Origin of the sequence: Bradyrhizobium macuxiense, assembly GCF_001542415.1 — a bacterium.
Lineage (GTDB): Bacteria > Pseudomonadota > Alphaproteobacteria > Rhizobiales > Xanthobacteraceae > Bradyrhizobium > Bradyrhizobium macuxiense.
This window is the reverse complement of the sequence record NZ_LNCU01000114.1, coordinates 102,711-109,252: the sequence shown is the minus strand read 5'-3', so window position 1 is coordinate 109,252 and position 6,542 is coordinate 102,711. Positions and strand designations below refer to the sequence as shown.

At 63.0% G+C, this 6,542-nt stretch carries 6 protein-coding genes; 2 read left to right on the top strand and 4 right to left on the bottom strand.

Features of this window, described 5'->3' with window-relative positions; translation table 11 throughout:
* Positions 1-434 precede the first annotated feature (434 nt).
* The 3 genes from AS156_RS34595 to AS156_RS34585 all read right to left on the bottom strand — a co-directional run bounded on the left by AS156_RS34595 (position 435) and on the right by AS156_RS34585 (position 3,548).
* Positions 435-1,505 carry an IS110 family RNA-guided transposase gene (locus AS156_RS34595; protein WP_066498677.1) on the bottom strand — a complete coding sequence of 357 codons (1,071 nt, stop codon included), beginning with the start codon at positions 1,503-1,505 and terminating at the stop codon, positions 435-437.
* A gap of 150 nt (positions 1,506-1,655) precedes the next feature.
* Positions 1,656-1,865 carry a DUF4170 domain-containing protein gene (locus AS156_RS34590; protein WP_066513837.1) on the bottom strand — a complete coding sequence of 70 codons (210 nt, stop codon included), beginning with the start codon at positions 1,863-1,865 and terminating at the stop codon, positions 1,656-1,658.
* A gap of 45 nt (positions 1,866-1,910) precedes the next feature.
* Complete coding sequence (locus AS156_RS34585; RefSeq protein ID WP_066513836.1) at positions 1,911-3,548, bottom strand: isocitrate lyase; 1,638 nt, start codon at positions 3,546-3,548, stop codon at positions 1,911-1,913.
* A gap of 221 nt (positions 3,549-3,769) precedes the next feature.
* On the opposite strand from AS156_RS34585, the gene AS156_RS34580 reads away from it, so the two are divergent.
* Entirely contained in the window at positions 3,770-5,212 is a 1,443-nt protein-coding gene (locus tag AS156_RS34580; RefSeq protein ID WP_066513835.1) for a helix-turn-helix domain-containing protein, read from the top strand.
* Between the two features lie 18 nt (positions 5,213-5,230).
* Here AS156_RS34580 and AS156_RS34575 read toward each other — a convergent pair whose 3' ends face one another.
* The gene (locus AS156_RS34575) at positions 5,231-5,488 is read right to left on the bottom strand and encodes a hypothetical protein (protein ID WP_066513834.1); all 258 of its coding nucleotides are present in this window, start codon (positions 5,486-5,488) and stop codon (positions 5,231-5,233) included.
* Between the two features lie 380 nt (positions 5,489-5,868).
* Between AS156_RS34575 and AS156_RS34570 the strand changes: the two genes are divergently transcribed.
* Positions 5,869-6,087, top strand: coding sequence for a hypothetical protein (locus AS156_RS34570; protein WP_066513833.1), 219 nt, complete (start codon positions 5,869-5,871; stop codon positions 6,085-6,087).
* Positions 6,088-6,542 lie beyond the last annotated feature (455 nt).

Genomic DNA, 6,542 nt, shown 5'->3' with positions numbered 1-6,542 from the left:
ATGTATGGTCCGGCCGTGCGGTGCAAGAGGTTTTTCATCGATCTGGCAAATGCGGTCTTGCATCAATGTATCCGGCCTCTAGTTGGAGCGTGTCGCGCTCCGGGCCATCATGGATATCAGCGCGCATGCGACGTTCTTAGCGGACAGGCTTCAACGAGCCGTTCGGGTCACCAGTGTTCGCATGCGCCGGGAAGACCGATCTCCATCTTTGTCCCATCCTCTCGCAGACCTCGGCAGGCGGACTAAGCTACATCATCAATAGCTCCTTATTTCTGTTCCTTTGTTCGTGCCTGGCGGCCGTTCCTTCGTCCCGACCTGTGGGCTACGGATGCGCCGCGCGCAGGGGCCGTCAAGGCTGGCCGTCGCGCGGGTCTTGCCGCTCGCTTCCATGCTGCCAGGCCACGCCTTGTACGGCCCGGAGCACGGCGCGAGGATCACGCTGGATGGGACTCCATCGTATTGTTCTTATCGCACGCGAAGGCGCGCCCCTTGTTGAGAACCGCCCACGCGATACGGGCGAGCTTGTGGGCCAGCGCAATGGCGAGCACGTTGTGGTGTAGTCGCTTCTTCGCCGCTTCAATCCAAGATTTGAGCCCGTAGCGCTCCCACTGCTTTGGCCCCAGCTTAACCAGCACGACCCAGGCCGCCTGAACGAACAGGGCGCGCAGATAGCGATTGCCGCGCCTTGATATGCTGCCAAGGATCGTCCGGTCTCCCGTCGAGATTTGCTTCGGGACCAGCCCGAGCCAGGCGCCGAAGTCGCGGCCTTTAGAGAACACGTCGCCGGTGCCGACCGCGGCCACCATCGCGCTCGAGATGATGGGGCCGATGCCGGGGACCGTCATCAGCCGCTCGCAGTGCAGGTCTTGGCGGGCGAGCGCTTCAATCTCGCCGGTGAGACCCTCGATGCGCGCATCCAGGTGGCGCCAGTCTCCGGCCAATGCCTCGATGAGGCGCGACATGCGGGGCGACAGAACATCGGTGCGCATGGCCAGAATGCCCGGCAGCTCGGCCCGCAGGAAACGCAGTCCTTGCCGGACTGCAATGTCCCGCTCCAGCAGGAAGGCGCGGATCTGATTGATGATGCCGGTACGCTGGCTGACCAAGCGCTCGCGGACACGGTGCAGGGCCTGCAGGTCGAGTTGGTCGGCGGTCTTGGTCGCAACGAACTTCATGGTCGGGCGTTGCACCGCCTCGGCAATCGCCTCCGCATCGCGGAAGTCGTTCTTCTGTCCCTTGCTATACGGCCGCACATATTTGGCCGGCATCAGCCGGGCATTGTGGCCGAGTAGCTGTAGCTTGCGGCTGAGATGATGGGCGCCGACGCAGGCCTCCATGCCGATAAGGCACGGCGGCAGGTTGGCAAGTCGCACCTCGACCTGGCCACGCGACCATTTCTGCCGAAGCACGATCGCACCATGCTGATCCTGTCCCACCACGTGGAACGAGTTCTTGCCAATATCGATGCCGATCACGGCGATTGCGCAGTTGGATTGCTGAGACATGGCGTGCTCCTTGTCTTCGCTGCCCCGAGCCAGCTTCTATCACTGGCGGGGCTGGAGCACGGCCGGACCATCCCATTAGCGGACGACCCCACCCGGATGAACCGGATGGGGCCGCCGTCCTTGGACGTTTCTTGATTGATCGACCGGCCGTCAGGCCGAGACCCGCGAGGGCTCCTCCACGATGGAGAAGCGGACGCCGGCCTTGTGGCGGTGCTCTTCGGAGACCTCGCGCCAGCAATCCTCTGCTTCCTTGCGGGTCTTGAAGGGGCCTCGGACCTGGGCGGAGCCCTCCACGAGCTTGTGGAAATTCATCGAGCCGAACTCGCCGCCGATCACCCAGAAATTGCTGCCTTTGGTCATTGTCAGTCTCCTGTTGCCCGGCTGAGCCCACTCAGCCGATGATCGTTAGCCGAACTGGTTCATCGTGTTGTGGGCACCGCCGGCCTTCAGCGCAGCCTCGCCGGCGAAGTACTCCTTGTGATCGTCGCCGATGTCGGAGCCGGCCATGTTCTGATGCTTGACGCAGGCGATGCCCTGACGGATCTCCTGACGCTGCACGTTCTTCACGTAGCCCAGCATGCCCTGCTCGCCGAAATATTCCCGCGCGAGGTTGTCGGTCGACAGCGCAGCCGTGTGATAGGTCGGCAGCGTGATCAGGTGGTGGAAGATGCCGGCGCGCTTGGCCGAATCCGCCTGGAAGGTGCGGATGCGCTCGTCGGCCTCGATCGCCAGCGGCGTGTTGTCGTACTCCGCCTTCATCAGCTCGGCACGGTTGTACTTGCTGACGTCCTTGCCGGCTTCGTTCATCGCGTCGTAAACCTGCCAACGGAAGTTGAGCGTCCAGTTGAACGACGGCGAGTTGTTGTAGGCCAGCTTCGCATTCGGAATGACCTTGCGAATGCGATCGACCATGCTGGCGATCTGCTCGATATGCGGCTTCTCGGTCTCGATCCACAGCAGATCCGCGCCGTTCTGCAGCGACGTGATGCAGTCGAGCACGCAGCGGTCCGCACCCGTGCCGGGACGGAACTGGTAGAGGTTGCTGGCAAGACGCTTCGGACGCATCATCTTGCCGTTCTGGTTGATGATGACGTCGCCGTTCCGCGCATTGGCGGCCGTCACTTCCTCGCAATCAAGGAAGCTGTTGTACTGGTCGCCGATGTCGCCGGGCTTGTGGCTGACGGCGATCTGCTGCGTCAGGCCGGCACCGAGTGAGTCGGTGCGGGTCACGATGATGCCGTCTTCGACGCCGAGCTCGAGGAACGCATGGCGGCAGGCGCGGATCTTCGCGATGAAGACCTCGTGCGGCACGGTCACCTTGCCGTCCTGGTGGCCGCACTGCTTCTCGTCGGACACCTGGTTCTCGATCTGCAGCGCGCAGGCACCCGCCTCGATCATCTTCTTGGCGAGCAGATAGGTTGCTTCCGCATTGCCGAAGCCGGCGTCGATGTCGGCGATCACGGGCACGACATGGGTCTGGAAGTTGTCGATCTTCTCGATCAGCGCCGCTTCGTTCGCCTTGTCGCCGGCCTCGCGGGCCGCGTCGAGCGCACGGAAGATGTCGTTGAGCTCGCGGGAGTCGGCCTGACGCAGGAAGGTGTAGAGCTCTTCGATAAGAGCCGGCACCGAGGTCTTCTCGTGCATCGACTGGTCGGGCAGCGGACCGAACTCGGAGCGCAGCGCCGCGATCATCCAGCCCGAGAGGTACAGATAGCGGCGATCGGTATTGCCGAAATGCTTCTTGACCGAGATCAGCTTCTGCTGGGCGATGAAGCCGTGCCAGCAGCCGAGCGACTGGGTGTACTTGGTGGTGTCGGCGTCATAGGCGGCCATGTCGGCGCGCATCAGCGCCGCGGTGTAGCGGGCCACGTCGAGACCGGTCTTGAAGCGGTTCTGCAGGCGCATCCGCGCCACGGCTTCGGCGGTGACGCCATTCCACGTCGGCTGGGTCTTGAGCAGCGATTCCGCGGCCGCAACCTCCTTCAGGTAGGAAGCCGGTCCCTGGATTGCCTGGTCACTGATTCCACGTGGCTGGTAGTTCATGGTCCTGATCCTTTCGGTGGCGACAAAACTGCAGCGTTCGGTGCCGCCAGCCTTCTCGACATTCTTGACAGTGCATTGCGAAATGCGTGGCAGGAGATAAACGCGAGAAACCCAAGTTCGTATAGACGGCTTGTTTTTGAATGGTGATGTCATGTAACATATGAACTTGTAACAAATGTCGATTTGTAATTTTTGTCACAAATTAGGTCAGGAAGGGTGCCATGCCCTCTGGGTCCGGAAAGAAACTGTTCGTCGGCCCCCGCTTCCGGCGGATCCGCCAGCAATTGGGGCTGTCGCAGACCCAAATCGCCGAAGGGCTCGGCATTTCGCCCTCCTACGTCAACCTGATCGAGCGGAACCAGCGCCCGGTGACGGCGCAGATCCTGCTGCGGCTGGCCGAGACCTACGACCTTGATCTGCGCGACCTCGCCACCGCCGACGAGGACCGCTTCTTCGCGGAGCTCAACGAGATCTTCTCGGATCCCCTGTTCCGTCAGATCGACCTGCCGAAGCAGGAACTGCGCGACCTCGCGGAACTCTGCCCTGGCGTGACCCATGCGCTGCAGCGGCTTTACGCCGCCTACACCGAGGCGCGGCGCGGCGAGACGCTGGTGGCCGCGCAGATGGCGGATCGCGAGGGCTCGCAGTTCGAGGCCAATCCAATCGAGCGGATCCGCGACCTGATCGAGGCCAACCGCAACTATTTTCCGGAGCTCGAGACCGCGGCGGAAAACCTGCGCGACGAGATCAACGTGCCGGCCGAGGGCCTGTTCACCGCGCTCGCCGTGCGCCTGCGCGAGAAGCATTCGATCGTCACCCGCGTGATGCCCGTCGACGTGATGCGCGAGACGCTGCGCCGCTTCGATCGCCATCGCCGGCAGCTCCTGATCTCCGAGCTGGTCGACAGCGCCGGCCGCAGCTTCCAGCTCGCACTGCAGCTCGGCTTTGCCGAATGCGGCGCGACCATCGATGCCATCGTCAGCCGCGCCGGCCCGCTCGACGACACCGCGCGCAGGCTCTACCGCATCACGCTCGCCAACTACTTCGCGGCGGCGGCGATGATGCCCTATCAGGCCTTCCACTCCGCGGCCGAAGCGCTGAGCTACGACGTGCACGTGCTGGCACAGCGCTTCAACGCGGGCTTCGAGCAGGTCTGTCACCGCCTCACCACCTTGCAGCGGCCGAACGCGCGCGGCGTGCCGTTCTTCATGCTTCGGGTCGACAATGCCGGCAACGTCTCGAAGCGCTTCTCCTCGGGCACCTTCCCGTTCTCCAAATTCGGCGGCACCTGCCCGCTCTGGAATGTGCATTCGACCTTCGACATGCCCGACCGCCTGCTGAGCCAGGTGATCGAATTGCCCGACGGCACGCGCTACTTCTCGATCGCGCAGATGGTGCGCCGCCCGGTGGCGCCCTACCCGCAGCCGCAGCCGCGCTTTGCGATCAGCCTCGGCTGCGAGATCCGCCACGCGTCAAAGCTCATCTATGCCACCGGCATGGATCTCGAGAAGGTCGAGGGCACCCCGATCGGCGTCAACTGCCGGCTCTGTGAGCGCGAGAACTGCAGCCAGCGCGCCGAGCCGCCGATCACGCGCAGCCTGATCCTGGACGAGACCACGCGGCGGGTGTCGTCGTTCGCGTTCTCGAACGCGCGGGAATTGTGATGGAGCGCAGGTGACCGCTCAATCCACCGCGGCGAACGCCTTGCACCAGCCATCCTTGCTGATCTCGCCCTCGACCACCTTGCAGGAATTGGGCGCCACGAACAGCGTGCACAGGCCGCAGGAGTAGATGCCGTTCGGCGTCTCCTGATAGGCAGCCTGCGGCTTGGTCATCTTGTCTGAGGCCACGGCGGTTTGCAGGAGAAGCGTCGCGGGAATTCCGGCCACGGTGGCGCTGATGAAGGCGCGCCGCGAACTCTTGCGTCGTTGTTTGGCCACGGTGTTCACCCTATGCGTCGTCCCTGCGGAAGCAGGGACCCATAACCACAGAACCTCGTTGCAAGCGGGACTGCGGCCGCAGCATCACGCAACAACAAACATTGTGGTTATGGGTCCCGGGTCAAGCCCGGGACCAAGCCCGGGACGACGTGGGATAGATTCGGTTTCAACTGTCGAACAGCCTGTTCGGTGTCATCCCCCGCGCATGCGGTGATCCAGTATTCGAAGGCTTGACAGGTTTTTGACTGAGTTGCCGTCAGGCAACTCAGTTCCGACGGATCACACGATTTTGCGGTCTTTCGGCGCCGGAACCGAGGCTTCGTCGTCAGAGTTAGGGTCGCTGCAATGACAGTTGCACATTCAACGCGACGGCATGAGAAATGAAGAATTTTCCCGATGCTGCATTTTCTCCTGAGGTGATCGAGCTGATGACGCAGGCGCTGAAGTCCTCGGTCGCGACACTGCCCGATCCCGTCAGCACCTCGCACATCACCCTGATCGCGGAATCGATCCTGCGCACCGCGCATGACGGCGAACGCGAGGTCGACGCGCTGCAACGAGTCGCGTTGCTGGAGCTTGCACTGGCGTCGGGCGACTAGCGCGCATACCGATTAATCAGGAGCTCAGTCTCGTGACGCCTGATGTCGACTCGCCGCTCAACAGCAGCATAAAGGCGGACATCGCCGAAGAGCCAGAACGGACACGCGCGCTGTCGCGGCGATGTCAGTTGCGGACATGTTAGCCGATGCCAGTATCGGTTCTGGATAGCCAGCAGTAATGCTCCAATCGATCAGACGACTCTCTTCGGCCCTTGGAAGCCGACATCGCATCTATGAGCACGCGCTCTGGAGTGTCTTTCAACGCCGGTCCGCATATTCGCGTATCACCGCCGCGACGAACGACGCGACGGCGCGCGATGACGTCAGGCGATGAACCCGCTTCGGCGCGGCTGCGGCGGCGGCGAGCTGCCGATAGCGCGGCGTGAGATCGCGATGAGGCGCCCCGTCAACCCACTGTCCTGACCACCGAATTCTGATCGGCCTCACCCCAAAGG

Excerpts from the sequence above, each read along its gene's own strand:
- AS156_RS34595 (WP_066498677.1), bottom strand. The coding sequence starts at position 1,505 with ATGTCTCAGCAATCCAACTGCGCAATCGCCGTGATCGGCATCGATATT.
- AS156_RS34590 (WP_066513837.1), bottom strand. The coding sequence starts at position 1,865 with ATGACCAAAGGCAGCAATTTCTGGGTGATCGGCGGCGAGTTCGGCTCG.
- AS156_RS34585 (WP_066513836.1), bottom strand. The coding sequence starts at position 3,548 with ATGAACTACCAGCCACGTGGAATCAGTGACCAGGCAATCCAGGGACCG.
- AS156_RS34580 (WP_066513835.1), top strand. The coding sequence starts at position 3,770 with ATGCCCTCTGGGTCCGGAAAGAAACTGTTCGTCGGCCCCCGCTTCCGG.
- AS156_RS34570 (WP_066513833.1), top strand. The coding sequence starts at position 5,869 with ATGAAGAATTTTCCCGATGCTGCATTTTCTCCTGAGGTGATCGAGCTG.